Origin of the sequence: Gordonia sputi NBRC 100414 (assembly GCF_000248055.1) — a bacterium.
In the GTDB taxonomy this organism is placed as follows: Bacteria; Actinomycetota; Actinomycetes; order Mycobacteriales; family Mycobacteriaceae; genus Gordonia; species Gordonia sputi.
Genome location: NZ_BAFC01000007.1, coordinates 66,669 through 82,006, shown reverse-complemented (window position 1 = coordinate 82,006; position 15,338 = coordinate 66,669). Strand labels below are relative to the sequence as shown.

13 protein-coding genes, 1 tRNA gene and 1 pseudogene are annotated in these 15,338 nt (G+C 65.4%); 7 read left to right on the top strand and 8 right to left on the bottom strand.

Annotated features, from left to right (window positions below):
- Positions 1 to 49 precede the first annotated feature (49 nt).
- On the bottom strand, positions 50 to 1,231 hold the full coding sequence (locus GOSPT_RS01515; protein ID WP_005202123.1) for an acyl-CoA dehydrogenase family protein: 1,182 nt from the start codon (positions 1,229 to 1,231) through the stop codon (positions 50 to 52).
- A 142-nt stretch (positions 1,232 to 1,373) separates the two neighbouring features.
- On the opposite strand from GOSPT_RS01515, the gene GOSPT_RS01510 reads away from it, so the two are divergent.
- From GOSPT_RS01510 to GOSPT_RS01500, 3 genes are all read left to right on the top strand, one after another.
- Positions 1,374 to 2,048 (top strand): GntR family transcriptional regulator, encoded by a 675-nt coding sequence (locus GOSPT_RS01510; protein ID WP_005202121.1) that lies wholly within the window; start codon positions 1,374 to 1,376, stop codon positions 2,046 to 2,048.
- 123 nt (positions 2,049 to 2,171) lie between these two features.
- Positions 2,172 to 3,005 carry an SDR family NAD(P)-dependent oxidoreductase gene (locus GOSPT_RS01505; protein ID WP_039854254.1) on the top strand — a complete coding sequence of 278 codons (834 nt, stop codon included), beginning with the start codon at positions 2,172 to 2,174 and terminating at the stop codon, positions 3,003 to 3,005.
- Between the two features lie 81 nt (positions 3,006 to 3,086).
- Entirely contained in the window at positions 3,087 to 3,950 is an 864-nt protein-coding gene (locus tag GOSPT_RS01500) for an alpha/beta hydrolase (RefSeq protein WP_005202119.1), read from the top strand.
- Between the two features lie 28 nt (positions 3,951 to 3,978).
- Here GOSPT_RS01500 and GOSPT_RS01495 read toward each other — a convergent pair whose 3' ends face one another.
- Positions 3,979 to 5,211 carry an SAM-dependent methyltransferase gene (locus GOSPT_RS01495; RefSeq protein WP_005202118.1) on the bottom strand — a complete coding sequence of 411 codons (1,233 nt, stop codon included), beginning with the start codon at positions 5,209 to 5,211 and terminating at the stop codon, positions 3,979 to 3,981.
- A 102-nt stretch (positions 5,212 to 5,313) separates the two neighbouring features.
- The gene (locus GOSPT_RS01490) at positions 5,314 to 6,738 is read right to left on the bottom strand and encodes an aldehyde dehydrogenase family protein (RefSeq protein WP_005202117.1); all 1,425 of its coding nucleotides are present in this window, start codon (positions 6,736 to 6,738) and stop codon (positions 5,314 to 5,316) included.
- A 184-nt stretch (positions 6,739 to 6,922) separates the two neighbouring features.
- Here GOSPT_RS01490 and GOSPT_RS01485 point away from each other — a divergent pair, with 184 nt between their 5' ends.
- Together GOSPT_RS01485 and GOSPT_RS01480 are read left to right on the top strand one after the other, a co-directional pair.
- Positions 6,923 to 7,243: a putative quinol monooxygenase gene (locus GOSPT_RS01485; protein WP_005202116.1), complete on the top strand. Its 321-nt coding sequence runs from the start codon at positions 6,923 to 6,925 to the stop codon at positions 7,241 to 7,243.
- Between the two features lie 181 nt (positions 7,244 to 7,424).
- Entirely contained in the window at positions 7,425 to 8,576 is a 1,152-nt protein-coding gene (locus tag GOSPT_RS01480; protein WP_039854252.1) for a TDT family transporter, read from the top strand.
- Between the two features lie 7 nt (positions 8,577 to 8,583).
- On the opposite strand, the gene GOSPT_RS01475 is transcribed toward GOSPT_RS01480, so the two are convergent.
- The 3 genes from GOSPT_RS01475 to GOSPT_RS01465 form a co-directional block, all read right to left on the bottom strand.
- On the bottom strand, positions 8,584 to 10,125 hold the full coding sequence (locus GOSPT_RS01475) for an alkaline phosphatase family protein (RefSeq protein ID WP_039854250.1): 1,542 nt from the start codon (positions 10,123 to 10,125) through the stop codon (positions 8,584 to 8,586).
- 223 nt (positions 10,126 to 10,348) lie between these two features.
- The gene (locus GOSPT_RS01470; protein WP_005202113.1) at positions 10,349 to 10,573 is read right to left on the bottom strand and encodes a hypothetical protein; all 225 of its coding nucleotides are present in this window, start codon (positions 10,571 to 10,573) and stop codon (positions 10,349 to 10,351) included.
- An 86-nt stretch (positions 10,574 to 10,659) separates the two neighbouring features.
- Positions 10,660 to 12,171, bottom strand: coding sequence for an alpha/beta hydrolase (locus tag GOSPT_RS01465; RefSeq protein ID WP_005202112.1), 1,512 nt, complete (start codon positions 12,169 to 12,171; stop codon positions 10,660 to 10,662).
- 102 nt (positions 12,172 to 12,273) lie between these two features.
- Between GOSPT_RS01465 and GOSPT_RS01460 the strand changes: the two genes are divergently transcribed.
- Positions 12,274 to 13,731, top strand: coding sequence for a dihydrolipoyl dehydrogenase family protein (locus tag GOSPT_RS01460; protein WP_039854247.1), 1,458 nt, complete (start codon positions 12,274 to 12,276; stop codon positions 13,729 to 13,731).
- A gap of 38 nt (positions 13,732 to 13,769) precedes the next feature.
- Positions 13,770 to 14,599 (top strand): annotated as a pseudogene (locus tag GOSPT_RS01455) (sulfurtransferase).
- Between the two features lie 66 nt (positions 14,600 to 14,665).
- Here GOSPT_RS01455 and GOSPT_RS01450 read toward each other — a convergent pair.
- Positions 14,666 to 14,739 (bottom strand) — tRNA-Leu (locus GOSPT_RS01450).
- Between the two features lie 78 nt (positions 14,740 to 14,817).
- The gene (locus tag GOSPT_RS01445) at positions 14,818 to 15,219 is read right to left on the bottom strand and encodes a hypothetical protein (RefSeq protein WP_005202108.1); all 402 of its coding nucleotides are present in this window, start codon (positions 15,217 to 15,219) and stop codon (positions 14,818 to 14,820) included.
- Positions 15,220 to 15,338: the final 119 nt, after the last annotated feature.

The following is a 15,338-nucleotide window of genomic DNA, read 5'->3' as shown; positions in this document are numbered from 1 at the left end:
TGAGATGTCCTCTTCTCGGGACGGGTGGAGGTGTGGTTGTCGGCCGCGTCTACGTCGTCGCGGCGCGAATCAGGTTGCCGCCGATGATGAGTCGTTGAATCTCGCTGGTGCCCTCGTACAGGCGGAGCAGGCGCACGTCGCGGTAGATACGTTCGACCGGTACCTCGCGCATATAGCCGGTTCCGCCGTGGATCTGCACGGCGAGGTCGGCGACCTTGCCCACCATCTCCGTGCAGAACAGTTTTGCCGCCGACGGTCCGATACGTCGATCCTCTCCGGAGACGTACTTGGCGGCGGCCTCGCGGACCAGCGCCCGTCCGGCCATCACTCCGGTCTGCTGATCTGCGAGCATCGCCTGCACCAATTGAAAAGAGCCAATGGCCTTTCCGCCCTGTGTGGCATTGGCGGCATAGGCGACCGATTCATCGAGTGCGCGCTGCGCTTGCCCCACCGACAGTGCGGCGATGTGCACACGACCGCGGGCGAGCGACGTCATCGCAGCCTTGTAGCCCTTCTCCTCATCGCCACCGACAAGCGCCGACGAAGGCACACGTACCCCGTCGAAGGTGACGTCGGCAGTCCACGCGCCCTCCTGGCCCATCTTGGCGTCCTTGGTGCCGACCTCGACGCCGGGAGTGTCTGCGGGAACGAGGAATACGGCTATGCCGGTTCCCGACTCATCGGCGGGACGGGTTCGTGCGAAGACGACAAAGAGGTCGGCGATCGGCGCATTGGTGATGAAGCGCTTCTGGCCGTCGATCACCCATCCCTGCCCGTCGCGGGTTGCCTTGGTGCGCAACCCCGCCGGATTGGAGCCCGCTCCCGGTTCTGTCAGTGCGAAGGACGCGACCACCTCGCCCGACGCGATGCCCTCGAGCCAGTGCTTCTTCTGTTCGTCGGTGCCGAAGTTGACGAGCACCTGACCTGCGATGCCGTTGTTGGTGCCGAACATCGATCGCAACGCCAAGCTGGTGTACCCGAACTCCATTGCCAGCTCGACATCTTGGGTCAGGTCGAGTCCGAGGCCACCCCATTCGTGCGGGATCGCATATCCGAACAATCCCATCTCCGCGGCTTGCGCACGCAGATCGGCCGGTACCTCGTTGGACTGCATGATCTCGGTTTCGCGGGGCACGACCCTGGTGCGGATGAAGTCGTGGACCAGTTGGCGGATCTGCTCGAAATCGTCGGCATCGACCTCGGGCGTCGGTTGATCGGTTGCGGTGGTCATGGGGTGAAAATTATCAAATACACGCCGGGCGCACCAAGAGGACTTACATATCAACAGCTAAGACGCTTTCTATGTCTGCACGGAGCGTCAAAGATGATAATCCGGGGTGCTTGGGGCGTCGACTGGGCGATAGCATCGACGAATGACCGTGAACTCCGCCGAGAAGTCCGACGTGGCGACGTCGGTGCGCAAGGAGGCCGCGGCCCGTGCGATCAGGGGCCTCGTCTTCGCCGGTGAGTTACGTCGGGGCGCCAAGATCGACCAGGATGCGCTCGCCGACCACTTGGGTATGAGCAAACTGCCCGTCCGTGAGGCGCTGATCTCGTTGGCGGGCGAAGGCATCATCGAGACGATCCCGCGGCGCGGGGCGTTCGTCGCCGACCTGTCCCGCGACGACATCCGCGACCACTACTGGATGCTCGGTGTGATCTCGGGCCTTGCCGCAGAGCGTGCCGCGATGAACCTCTCCGACGACGACTTCGCGACTCTCGACAACCTTGCCGCGCAGATGGAATCAACCGCCGACCTCATCGAACTCGAAGCACTGAACTCGCACTTCCATCGGGTGATCAACAAGGCGTCCTCATCACGGCGGCTGATCGCGGAGCTTCGGTTGCTCAGCAGGGCAATTCCGTCGGGGTTCTTCGATTCCCACCCGGACGCGGTGGCCTCGTCGATGCGTGATCACCGCGAGATCCTCGACGCTCTGCGTGGCCGTTCGCCGGGCATCGTTCGCACGCTGATCGAGGGGCACTTCCTGCGTGGGGGCCATCGCGCCGTCGAGTTGCTGGAAGAAGCGGGGTTCTGGCGCGAGTGATGCGTGCTCGTCGTGCCCCGCAAGCGATGGGACCAGGCCCGACTCCGTCTGGACCCGACGCCGTGTAGACCTGATGAGAACGGTTCGGGCACGACGCTCGATGACACGAAGCGGGGGACCTCAGTGGCAGACACACGGACAATCGTGATCACCGGCGCCAGCGACGGAATAGGAGCTGTCGCCGCGCGCGAGCTCGCCGGACCCGAAGTCGACCTGATCATCGTCGGAAGGTCGGAGGAGAAGACGAAGGCTGTGGCGGCAGAAGTGGGTGCGACGGCGTTCACCGCCGACTACGCGCGCTTCGACGAGGTGCGCGCTCTGGCGGGCGACATCGCCGCACGGGTCGATTCCATCGATGTGCTGCTGAACAACGCGGGCGGCACGTTCGCGCCGGCACAGAAGACGGCGGACGGACACGAGCCGAACTTCCAGATCAATCACCTCAGCGGGTTTCTCCTGACGAACCTGCTCAAGGAGCAGTTGGCTGCCGACGGTGGCGCGCTGGTGGTCAACACCTCGAGCTTCGGCAACCTTGCGGGCAGCGTGGATCTCACCGACCTGGACTTCGAGCGACGACGCACGATCGAGTTACGGTGTTACGGGACAAGCAAATTGGAGAACATCATGTTCACCAGGGGTATCGCCGATCGGTGGCGCGACGACGGGATCGTCTCGGCTGCCGTACACCCCGGTGTGGTCGCCAGCAGCTTCGGTCGCGACTCTGCCTTCGTCGGACTGTTCTATCGAACACCCCTCAAGCGGTTCGGCACCATCACCCCTGAGCAGGGTGCGCAGCCACTCATCGCGCTGGCACGTCGTGGTGCGGACCCGGAGATCAACGGCGTCTACTTCGACCGGCTCAAGCCCAACGGTCGGGAGAACAAGCAGGCACACCGCCGAGACCTCATCGACGGGCTCTGGGCGGCGTCGGAGAAGTTCGTCGGGGTCGGCGTCTGACGCGGACCGGTGGTTGACGTGCCCGGGTGGAGCTTGGCCCGAATTTGCTGATCTGGCCGCGCGGTGAGCCATAATGGCCCAATGGCTGACAGCGCAGACGGCACACCTGGCGTCACGACCGAAGAGCGCACCTTCTCCGGCAAGCACGGCGCGCAGATCTTCTACACAACCCTCACGCCCGCGAACCCGCGCGGACTCGTCGTCATCGCACATGGCCTCGGCGAGCACGGCGGACGCTACTCGCATGTCGCGAAGGTGTTCACCGACGCCGGATTTTCCGTCGCGATACCAGACCACCTCGGGCATGGCCGATCCGGCGGAAAACGGTTGCGTATCAAGTCATTCAAGCAATTCAGTGACGACCTCGACACCGTCGTCACGCAGACCGCGATCGACGGGCTGCCCACCTATCTGCTCGGACACAGCATGGGCGGCTGCATCGCGCTCGACTACGCACTCGACCATCAGGGCAAGCTCGACGGACTGATCCTCTCCGGTGCCGCCGTGATGCCCGGCGACGACATGCCGGGTCCGGTCATCGCCGTCTCCCAGGTTCTCGGAAAGGTCGCGCCCTGGCTGCCGACCATCGCGTTGGATTCGACGGCCGTCTCTCGCGATCCCGACGTCGTCGCCGCATACCAAGCCGATCCGCTGGTGACGCGCGCTCGTATTCCGGCGCGGTTGGGTGCGGAGATGCTGTCGACGATGCAGAGCTTCCCCGACCGCGTGGGCTCACTGACGATCCCACTTCTCGTGATGCACGGTTCGGCCGACCGGCTGACCAACCCGGCAGGCAGCGAGATGGTCGAACGCCTCGCGGGCTCCGACGACAAGACGCTCGTCATCTTCGACGATCTCTACCACGAGATCTTCAACGAGCCAGAGCAGGAGAGAGTGCTCTCGACGACGCTCGGGTGGCTCGAGCAGCACGTCGCGCCGAGTTAACGCTCTCAGGGCTAACGCGGTCTCAGGGCTAACGCGGTCTCGTCGCCGTGATCTGCTCGACGCCCATGCGGCCGTCGCGGAAGGCCATGCGTCCGCCGACGAGGTAGAGCCGCCACACGCGTGCCATCTCATCGCCGACCAGGTCGACGGCACGTGCCCAGTTCTTCTCGAAGGTGTCGTACCAGATGTCTACGGTCCGAACGTAATGCTCGGCCATCTCCTCGACGTCGTCGACGCGGAGTCCGGCATCGGTCAGGTACTGCACGGTTCGCTCGACGGGGCGCATGTACATGTCGGGTGCGATGAACGACTCGATGAACGGGCCACCGCCGGGATGCTTGCCCTCGGGCCTTGACATCTGTTGAATGCACACACGTCCACCGGGAATGACCTTGTCGCGCAACACCTGTGCGTACGTGGCATAGTTCTGCTCACCGACGTGCTCGCCCATCTCCAACGACGCCACGGCGTCGAACGGAGGGTCGGGGATCTCGCGGTAGTCCTGCACGCGGATCTCGACGCGGTCGGCCAGGCCGCGCTGCGCGATGCGCTCGTCGATGAATGCCTTCTGTTCGCGTGAGATGGTCACGCCGACCACTCGTGCATCGAAGTGCTCTGCCGCATAGAGCGATAGCGAGCCCCATCCGCACCCGATGTCCAGGAATCGCTGTCCGGCAACCGAATCCAGACCCACCTTGCGGCAGACGCGATCGAGTTTGTCCGCCTGCGCGTCGGCCAGCGTGTAGTCGGGGTGATCCGACGTCCAGTAGGCGCTCGAGTACGCCATGTGCTCGTCGAGGATCAGCTCATAGAAGTCGTTCGACAGGTCGTAGTGGTGACTGATCGCGGCGCGGTCGCGAGCGCGGGAATGCAGACGTCCCCGCACGCGTGCCTGGCTGGCAGGCGGGGCTGTGGGGAGGCCGAGAAGTCGGTAGCGGAGAGCCAGTCGCGCGACGTCGAAAAGTACACGCGGTGATGGGCGGATACCAGAGAGCCCGCGAGCGGCGGCGACCTCCCACACATGGGTGAGGGCGTCGTCGAGGTCGTCGACAACGTCGAGCTCGCCGGTGACGTAGGCCTGAGCTGCGCCGAGTTCGCCTGGATGCCAGATGATTCGGCGCAGCGCGTCGGGGCTGTAGATGGCGACGTGCGGAGCGTCGTCCGGGCCGACGACGCTGCCGTCCCATGCGGTGAGATGCACAGGGATCTCACCGCCGATGTGGTGTTCGATCACGTCGGCGATGTCACGGGCAACGGTCATCTTGGCTCCTCGCGGGGTCGACCTACTCTGCGACTGTCACCGAGTCTTCGTTGCCCGCAGCGTATCCGGATGGGCATGTGTGACCCATCCGGATACGCAGGCTCAGGCGTCGTAGCCCAAAAGCGACTTCACCTCGAGGAACTCGTCGAATGCGTAGTCGCTCCACTCGCGGCCGTTGCCGCTCTGCTTGTATCCGCCGAACGGTGCCGACGGATCGAGTTGCGCGCCGTTGAGGGAGATCGATCCGGCGCGGATACGCTCGCCGATCCGGCGCACCTCGTCGAGATCCTTGCCCGACACGTAGCCCGCGAGACCGTACTCCGTGTCATTGGCGATCTCGAGTGCCTCGTCGATGTCGTCGTAGCCGATGACGACCAGCACGGGCCCGAACACCTCGGTCCGCGCGATCTCCATGTCGTTGGTGACGCCGGAGAAGACGGTCGGACGCACGTAGTAGCCGGTGGGCAGATCGTCTGGCCTGCCGGCACCGCCGATGACCGGGGTGGCGCCGTCGTTGATCGCGCGCTCGATGAGGCCCTGGATCTTCTCGAACTGCGGCTCCGACACGACCGGGCCGAGCCGCACCTTGCTCGTCGGATCTCCCACTGTCAGTGAGGGTTCGACCGATTTCACAGCCTCGACGACGTCGTCGATTCGCGAGTTGGGGACCAGCATGCGGGTAGGTGCGTTGCAGGACTGTCCGGAGTTGAGCATGACTGATGCGACGCCGCCTGCGACATTCTGTGCGAGGTCGTCGTCGTCGAGGATGATGTTGGGGCTCTTGCCGCCCAGTTCCTGCGCGACGCGCTTGACGGTCGGGGCTGCGGTGCGTGCGACCTCGATACCCGCGCGGGTACTGCCGGTAAACGAGATCATGTCGATGCCCGGGTGTGCCGCCAATGCCGAGCCGACGCCGGGTCCGTCGCCGTTGACCAGATTGAACACGCCCGCGGGAACGCCTGCGGCGTCGAAGATCTCGGCGACGATCGCCGCCGAGAACGGAGCGACCTCCGAAGGCTTCAGCACCATCGTGCAGCCGGTGGCCAACGCGGGTGCCACCTTGCACATGACCTGATTGAGCGGCCAGTTCCAGGGCGTGATGAATCCGCAGACACCGATGGGCTCCTTGACGATTCGAGAGGTTCGACGATCCTCCGCGAAGCGGTACTCGGGCAGCGCCGCAGCGGCGGTCATGAGGTGTCCGAGGCCGATAGGTACCTGGGCTGCCTTCGCCAATCCCGCGGGAGCGCCCATCTCCTCGGTGACGGCGTCGGCGAGGTCGTCTGCGTGATTCTGATACTCCGCGATGATGGCGTTGAGCACGGAGAGTCTGTCGTCGATGGAGCTGCGCCCCCATGAGGCAAAGGCGCGTCGCGCCGCGTTCACGGCGGCGTCGACGTCTGCGGCGGTGCCCAGCGCGACGTGGCCGGCGGCCTTTTCGGTGGCCGGATTGATCACGTCGATGAGATTCAACTCGGTGGGCTCCACCCACTGACCGTCGACGTAGAACTTGGTGATCTCGCGCATCGCTTTCCTCCTGTGGTGCTGTGTGACCCAAGTTACGCCCGCCCGGGTTGGGTGATGCACGCCGCCTCGCACCAGGCGTTCGCACGATCGGTGTTCTCACGGTCGGTGTTCTCACGGTCGCTGTTCTCACAATGAGATACGGCAACCGTTCCGCGTTGTCGTGGCGCCGACCTAGGCTGGTTGCATGATCCACATCGTCGCCAAATGGCAGATCAAGCCCGAGTACGCAGATCAGTGGCCCGACCTGGTCGCCGAATTCACCGAGGCAACACGGTCGGAGCCGGGCAACAAATGGTTCACGTGGTCACGCAGCCTCGACGACCCCAACGAATACGTCCTCATCGAGGCGTTCGACGACGACGCCGCCGTCGCTCACGTCTCGAGCGATCACTTCACGAAGGCGACCGCCGAACTGCCGCAGTTCCTCGTCGCCACACCGGAAATCATCAACACGACCGTCGACGCCGACGGCTGGTCGGAGCTCGGCGAGATGGCTGTCGACTGACCTGCCCAGTGGGCTGAACGAAGCGCCCACTCGACAGGGAGCGCGGCCGAGTGGCCGCAGTATTCCGTCGACTGGGCGCTTCGTCGCGTCGAGCGGGCGCGCGGAGCCACAACCAGCGCTTGTGACCCCACAACGTTGAGCCGTCTTCCGGCGGGTCGCCCGGCGATCGATGCTGGGAACCATGACCGAGATCCTCGACCGCCCGCTGACCCCCGACGTTCCGTCGAGCGGATCGTCGGGGAGGCGTCGCGCCGAGGCGTTCGCCCACATCACGCCCAACTGGTTTGCGGCGGTGATGGGTACCGGGATCGTGGCGACGTCGGCGATCAGTGTTGCCGGAGATGTACCGGCGGTCCGCGGCTTCGCGACGGCGATCTGGTTGCTCGCGGCGGTGCTGCTGGTAGTGATCGCCGCGGCGTTCGGTGTGCACTGGGTGCGGCATCCCGCGCAGGCGCGACATTACGCCGCCGACCCTGTGATGGTTCAGTTCTACGGCGCGATCCCGATGGCGCTGTTGACCGTCGGAGCGGGCACCATCACCGTTGGGGTGTCGCTCCTCGGGTCTGACGCGGGGGTTGTCGTCGACGCGGCCCTGTGGTCGGTCGGGACCCTCCTGGGGCTCGGCACGGCGATCGCCGTGCCATTTCTCATGATGACGCGCCATCGTCGACGCTCCGACCTCGTCGCGCTACCGGCATGGCTGATGCCGGTCGTCCCGCCGATGGTGTCGGCGACGACGGGTGCGCTGCTGGTCGACCACGTTCCGGCGGGGCAGTGGCGAGTGAGCTTTCTGCTGTTGTGCTACTTACTGTTTGGACTCAGCTTGTTCCTGGGTCTGATCACACTGTCGATGATCTATGGCCGCCTGGTTCACGGGACCGTACCCACCGGGTGTGCCGCACCGACGATCTGGATCACGCTCGGCGTCATCGGCCAGTCCATCACGGCGGCGAATTCGCTTGCCGCGCATGCCGACTCCGCGCTCGCCGGGTACACCTCCGAGTCCCACACCATCGCAACGGGTTTGCGGATCTTCGGTGTCGGTTACGGAGTCGCGGCGACCGGCTTGGGCGTGGTGATGTTCGCGCTCGCCACCGCTGTCACTGTGCACAACATCCGACGTTCCATGCCGTTCGCGCTGACATGGTGGAGCTTCACCTTTCCGATCGGCACCTGCGTGACTGGCTTGGCCGCACTGGCAACGGCCCTGGACGTCACCATGTTTCGCGTTGCCGCGGCGATGCTCTTGGTTGTTCTCGTCGCCGCATGGACGACCGTGTTCACGCGCACAGCCGCGGCGGTTCTCGACGGACGTCTGCCCGCCGCGGCGTGAGAACGGGTCAGACGATGCCGCTCGGCGATCTACGCGTGCCGGGCTGCTGGCGCGGCATGCTGTTGGGCGGCACCGGATACGGCTTGCCATACCCGGCCGTGCCCGCTGCAATGTTGGGGCCGCACTTCAACAGAGCGTTCTGTGCCTTGGGGTTCGGGTCGCCGAGGCGTGGTCGCGCCGAGTTGGGGCGGTGCGCGAAATCGAACGCCGTCGTCATGTCGCCGACGGTCTGCCTGCGCCACGCGGTCAGGTTCGGGACGTCGACGCCGAAGCGCTTCTCGATGAGTCGCAATTGCGAAGTGTGGTCGAAGGTTTCGCGCGCGACGAGTCCGCCACGACTGTACGGCGAGATCACGAAGCACGGCACGCGGTAGCCGAGTCCGATCGGCCCGCGGATGCCTTTCGACGACGAGACCTTGTTGATGTTCGGCACGCTGACGTACTCGCCCTTGGTGCCGGGCGGTGCCGTCGGGGGAACGACGTGGTCGAAGAAGCCGCCGTTCTCGTCGTAGCTGATGATCAGAGCCGTCTTCTCCCAGACCGCGGGATTCGACGTGAGGATGTCGAGGAGTTGCACGATGCCGACAGCGCCCAAAGCCGCGGGCAGCGCGGGATGTTCGCACTCCATCGCCGGTGGGACGACCCACGACACCTTGGGTAGCCGGTTGGCGGCGACGTCGGCGCGGAAGTCGTTCGGGTAGGTCGGGTCGATACCGCGTCGAGCCAACTCCGAGTTGGGATTCTGCGCCTGCTTGAAACAGCCCATCATGCCGTCGAGGACAACCGACGAGACCGGGCCGAGGTCTTTGTTGTTGTAGATCTTCCAACTCACGCCCGCCTCGCTGAGGTTCTCCGGCATGGTGCGCCAGCTGTAGGCGAATTTGGGTATGAGCGTTGGTGTTTCGAGAAGCGGACCACCGTGCTTGCCCTCGGGGTCGAGCGTTGCGCTCATCCAGTACAGGCGATTGGGGTCGGTGGGGCCGAGTACTGAGCAGTGGTAGGCGTCGCAGATGGTGAATGCCTCGGCAAGCGTCCGGTGGACAGGGATGTCCTCGCGCTCGTAGTAGCCCATGAGTGCAGGCGCGTTGGCGGGACCGACCGAATCGATCGACATGGGGAGCCAACCGTCGTTGCGGCCGCCGTTCCACGCGTGATGGAGCCCGGCCCACGAGTGGTCGGGATCGTTGATGCACTCGCCGTCGAGGTTGGCGTCGTTCTCGGTGTCGAGGCGGAACGGCATCGTGTATCCCGACTTGGTCGGTCCGACGCCGGGTGCCCAGCCGTGCTGGCGCCACAGCGGCGTCGACTCGCCGAATCCTCGCACACCCGAGTAGGTGCCGAAGTAGTGATCGAAGCTGCGGTTCTCCTGCATGAACAGCACGATGTGCTCGATGTCGTCGAGTGATCCCGTGCCCGCAGGGTCGGCCTGGGCGTAGGCCTTGTCGATGATCGGCGCGGCCCACGACGTGAGCAGTGCGCCCCCGCCGACCGCGGCAACTCGCGACAAGAACTCGCGACGACTCAACCCACCGAACGGCATCTCTGACATACACACCCCTGATCAGATCGATTCCACCGTCGGGTCTACGGGCTGCGTCCCCCGCGGCAGAGCGTAACCGCCGAAGTCTAAGCCCCCTCGGTGAATACCGTTGAGCGTTCGCGCATACGCGGGGCGTCGAGGTGGTGGACGGCAGGCCGTCGGTGCAGGTGAACGGCGAGCCGTCAGTGGGATTGGGACGGCAGAGCCGTCAGTGGCTAGGGACGGCTAGCCGTCAGTGGATACTGCTCATCACCGCGACTACGACGCCGGCAACCACCAGCACCCCGACGCATATCGCCATCGCGATGGCGAGGCGTCGACGCTTGCGGTTGACGGCGTTGATACCCACGCCGATCGCGATGAGTATGGCCGCCGAGTAGAGCGCGATGGCAAGTGTGAGTACTGCGACCTCGCCCTGATCCGCGGCGAGGACCAGGGCGCTCGGTGAAGGCGTCATGCCCTTGAGTAGATCATTCGAGCCGATCCGTCAGCGGACGGGCACGACGATGCTGGGCGCCTAGCGGCTTCCCCCGGCCTGCAGGGTTACGGCGACGGTGTGGCGACTGTCGTCGTTGTTGTAGTCGTCGTCGAGTCAGAAGTCGTCGACTGCGGCGGCGTCGAGTTGCTCGGGCTCGATGTGCTGGAGCCCGTCGGGGCAGGGGTTGTGGTTGTCGTGGTCTCCTCGGAAGGAGTGCTGGTCGTCGATTCGGTTGTGGAGCCGGCAGATCGGGCGGATTCCGACGGCGAGGTCGAGGTCGATGTAGTGCTCGATGTACTCGACGCCTTGTCTGCCGCCACCGCTGCGAGTACCGCCGGGGACTGCACCTGCTGCGACGCCGCGACACGCGCGGCAGCAGTTGCCTTGGCCACGCCGTCGGGTTCCGGCGATCCCGCAGCACTGACGAGCTGGGTCTTCGCGGTCACCGCAGGTGTCTTGTTGAGTGCGCCCAACACGTCGTTCTTGCCTGCGCCCAGGCTGCGATCCCAGTTGGCCCAGTTGTGGACCCCGTAGTTCGGAAGCGAGATCACCGACACCCCGGACTGTGCGAGCTGCAACTGCATGAGCACCGTCGATACCGCCGACAGGACTTCCAACGCGATGGCGTTGATCAGATCCGACTGCGAGAGCTTCGCCATATCGGCGGGGCTCGGAAAGCCGCTTCCCGACGAGATGATCAGCGTCTGACCGTTTTGCTTGAGTTTGTCGATGTTCTTCGACGGATCGTTCGCGGTCCACCGTGCGCTTCCCGGCGCGCCCCACATGTTGACGATCCCGTTGGTGTAGTTGGAGACGAGTGTCTGCGTTGCCAACACTCCGAGCGCGCCGATCGGATTGTCGGTTTGGTAGTAGCCCGACATCGCCTGCACCACCTTGAACTGCTCAGGATGCCGCTCGGCAAGCGTGACAGCAGGCCCGGCCGACATCGACAGCCCGACGATCGCGTTGTTCGATCGGCTCACACCGAAATTGGTCGCGAGATATGCGGGCAGTTCGTCGGTCAGGAAGGTCTCCTGCTTGATCTTGACGTTCTTGTCGCCGGCTCCGGCGTCCCAGTCGGTGTAGAACGACGACGCTCCGCCCGCGGGCATGACCAGTGTCGTGTCGCTCTTACCGTCGTAGACCTTGGCGGCCTGCACGTCGGTGGTCCACGCGGAGCGGTCGTCGCGGGCACGCATGCCGTCGAGGAGGTACACGCCCTTGTCGCTGCCGCTCGACGCTCGGATCTGCACGACGACCCACTTGTTTTGTGACGGCGACCACACTTTGCAGTTCTGGACGTAGTTTCCCGACGAGTCCCACGTGCAGCCGTTGCGCAGGACCTCGGGGTGTCCGACGAGCGCCGAGGCGCGGTCGTCCTTGCCGATCACCGCGCTCAGGCCCAGCAGGGCTGCGGTCAGGGTGAGCACAGTGGCGAGACCGACGAGCCTGCGCCGGATTCGGCGTGGACCGGGAGTTCGGTTACCCGGGGCCGTCGACTCGTCGGCAACGGGGGCGTCGTAGGTAATCCACTGATCGCGAGGATCGCCGGCAGCGGATTCGGGTGAAATTGGCATGGTTCTCCTGCGGTGAGCGGACCCGATGTGTTAGTGGTCGTTCCGCGGTCAGCAAGTGTTACAGCCAGTCCGCACCATTCAGGCGGGGCTACCGTGGATTTCATGGCAGACACCGACACCTACGACGTCATCGTGCTCGGCGCAGGACCGGCGGGCGAGAACGCAGCCGACTACGCGATCCGCGGAAGTGCCCGTCGTGCAGTGCTCGTCGAGAGTCAACTCGTCGGCGGCGAATGCTCGTACTGGGCGTGCATGCCGAGCAAGGCGTTGTTGGGGGCGGGCGCCGCACTCGAGGCTGCGACGGGGCTGCCCGGTTCGCGGACGCGAATCGTCGACGATCAGCCCGAACCCGGCCGTCTGCTGGCGTGGCGCGACTCGTTCACCCACAACCGCGACGACTCGTCGCAGGTCGATTGGGCGCGGGGCGCGGGCATCGACGTCGTGCGCGGCGTCGGCAGGCTGGTGGGCGAGCGGGAGGTCGAGGTGGAGGGTCGACGCCTGCGCGCCACCGAGGCGGTGGTGCTGGCGACGGGGAGCGACGCGTCGATCCCGCCGATCCCGGGTCTCGCCGATGCTGCGCCGTGGACGTCGCGTGATGCGACGAATCTCGTCGAGGTTCCCGCACGCATCGCGGTCCTCGGCGGGGGTGTCGTTGCCTGCGAGGCGGCGACGTGGCTCGCGGAGCTCGGGAGTGTGGTCACGATGGTCGTGCGAGGCAACGCACTGCTTCCGTCGATGGAACCCTTTGTCGGGGAACGAGTCTTGTCGGGTCTGCGAGACAGGGGAGTCGACATCCGCTTCGGCACGACGTTTGGGTCGGTGGCGCGACCGGAGGTCGACGACACCGGCTACGGGCGAGTGCACGGCGGGCCGGCCGTCGTCGAACTCGCCAACCGCGACGGCGACGTCGTCGATCGACTCGAGGTCGACGAGATCCTTGTCGCCGCAGGTCGACGACCCCGCACCGTCGGCGTCGGACTCGAGACACTCGGCATCGATCCCAAGAGCAAGCTCGACGTCGACGATCACCTGAATGTCGCCGGGCACGACTGGCTGTATGCGGTCGGCGATGTCAACGGCCGCGCGCCACTCACGCACATGGGCAAGTATCAGGCGCGGGTCGCCGGTGACGTGATCGCCGCACGCGCAGAAGTCCGTTCACTCGACGGCGAGCGTTTTCTGGCCACAGCCGACCACGCGGCGGTGCCCCAGGTGGTGTTCACCGAGCCGCAGGTCGGGTCGGTCGGGCTGACCGAGCGTGCCGCCCGCGACGCGGGCATCGATGTTGTCACCTCCGAACTCGACATCGAGGTCGCAGGGTCGGCGCTGGCACGCGAGAACTACAGCGGCCACGCGGTGCTGGTCATAGACCGCGCGCGAAACGTCTTGGTGGGAGCCACGTTTGTCGGACCCGACATCGCAGAGCTCGTGCATTCGGCCACCGTCGCCGTCGTCGGCGAGGTTCCCCTGGAACGGTTGTGGCACGCAGTCCCGTCGTATCCCACGATCAGTGAGATCTGGCTCAGGCTGCTCGAGAACCTGCGCGGGGAACAGAGTTGATCGGCGGGGTGTGCGCCGGTCGCCGGTAGTGTCGGGGTATGGGCACGCCACATCTCATCACAGCTTCTGACCTGCGCGATCTGGGCGATGATCCCAAGCTGCGGGTCGTCGACGCGACCGTGCATCTCCGATTCGGTGACGGAGCGCCGCAGATCGAGTCCGGGCAGGAGTCGTACCTGGCCGGGCACATTCCCGGCGCGGTGTTCGTCGATCAACTGCTCGCGCTCACCGACCCCGACGGGGAGGCGCCGTTCGCCGTCGTGTCGTCGGAACAGTTCGCTGCAGCCGTGGGTGCGGCGGGTGTCGGTGACGACTCGCGCGTCGTGGTCTACGACTCGGAGAACGGAATCTGGGCCACCAGGCTGTGGTGGCAGTTCGGTCTCGAGGGCTTCGACAACGTCGCCGTGCTCGCCGGGGGCCTGCAGGCGTGGGTTGACGCGGGCTTCCCCGTCGACCGCGGCGAATCGGGTTATCCGCCTGCAGAATTCACAGCTCAGAGGCGGGAGGAACGCATCGAGACCACCGACGAGGTGGTCACCGACGTCGACGACTCGGGCGTGCTATTGATCAACGCCTCGACCGAGACACCTTCGCGGCCGGCCACATCCCCAGAAGTGTGAACGTGCCCTTCGGCGAATTGGTCGACGAGCGGGGCACGTTGAAAGACGTTCCCGCGCTTCGAGCGATCTTCGACGCGGTGGGCGCCCTCGACGACTCGGTGCGACCCGTCACCTACTGCGGAGGCGGAATCGCCGCCACCGCAGCAGCTTTCGCCCTCGCGGCGGTTGGCCGCGACGACGCATCGGTCTACGACGGCTCGATGAACGCGTGGACGTCCGACCCATCGCGGCCGCTGGAGACAAGCTGACGTCGAGTTGCGTGGGATCCAGGGGTGCAAAAATGCCCCCGAGGATCCCACGCAACTTTCGCCGGGTGCCCCCAGTCGGACTCGAACCGACACTGTGCGGATTTTAAGTCCGCTGCCTCTGCCAATTGGGCTATAGGGGCGCGTCGACAAGCATGCCATGTGGCCTCGGCCCGATCGAACGAAACCCTAGGCGGCGGAATCGGAGCGGCAGAGGAGCGTCACCAGCGATGGAGCCCGGCTTGGCGCACAGTCAGGCGCGCGGCGCGCTGAACGCACCACACCGTCCACACCGCCGAGATCAGTGCGATCACCAGCAATTCGCTTGTCATCCACACGAGCCGATTTCCGTTGACGGTGCTCGACGGATCTTGGACCATGAACACCACTGCCATGACCGACAGCAAGCCGATCACTGCCGACGGCCAGCCTGCGCGCGCCTCGAGGTGATGCTTCTCGTCGATGACCTCTGCCGCGTGCCGCTGATGGTCCGATGTCGAGTCGTTGAGCTCGGAGAGGGCGATGAACAGATCGGGGCTGCGGCGCGGCTGTGACGATCGGTGGTACGACAGCACCCACGCTCCGACCGCGACGGCGGCGAGAGCAAGTGAGAGGTAGACCACACCCCATCGTAACGCAGAAGAGGTCGCCCCCTGTCTGTCCGGAAATCAGTGCACCTGTGACCCAGGGCGCATCCTGCAATCAGCCGACGAACCCTTGACGCGCTGACTTAATGCCGATA